This window comes from Alloprevotella sp. OH1205_COT-284 (genome assembly GCF_003859795.1).
GTDB lineage: Bacteria > Bacteroidota > Bacteroidia > Bacteroidales > Bacteroidaceae > Alloprevotella.
Genome location: NZ_RQYI01000083.1, coordinates 1 through 325 on the forward strand (window position 1 = coordinate 1; position 325 = coordinate 325).

Consider the following 325-nt stretch of genomic DNA (forward strand, 5'->3'; position numbering starts at 1 on the left):
AAAGCACCGACGCCCAAAGGGGAAATTCTCCCGAAAAGCGGACTTGTGAAAGGAAAAATCCTCATCAACCGCCTCTCTTTCAGCCATTTGTACGACCGCCCTCCGGGTTTGCCTTCACTTGCCTTCACCATAACCACCCTCACCTTCAACACCTTAACTCCAAATGCGAAGGCAGCGAAGGCAAAAACACATTATAAGGGACACGCGCGCACGCGCGCGTGAGAGAAAAAGGGGGATCGAAGAGAACAATGGGCGCACCACCCTATTGCACGAACGAAAAATCAGACAGCAAAAAAACGAAACGGAATGGGAGGAAGGATTTTCT

Annotated in this window: 1 protein-coding gene; it reads left to right on the top strand. The window is 50.5% G+C overall.

Translation table 11 applies throughout. The features are described from left to right. On the top strand, nucleotides 1–222 hold a 222-nt coding region (locus EII14_RS09390), incomplete at its 5' end, for a hypothetical protein (protein WP_158608372.1). Between the last annotated feature and the right edge of the window lie 103 nt (nucleotides 223–325).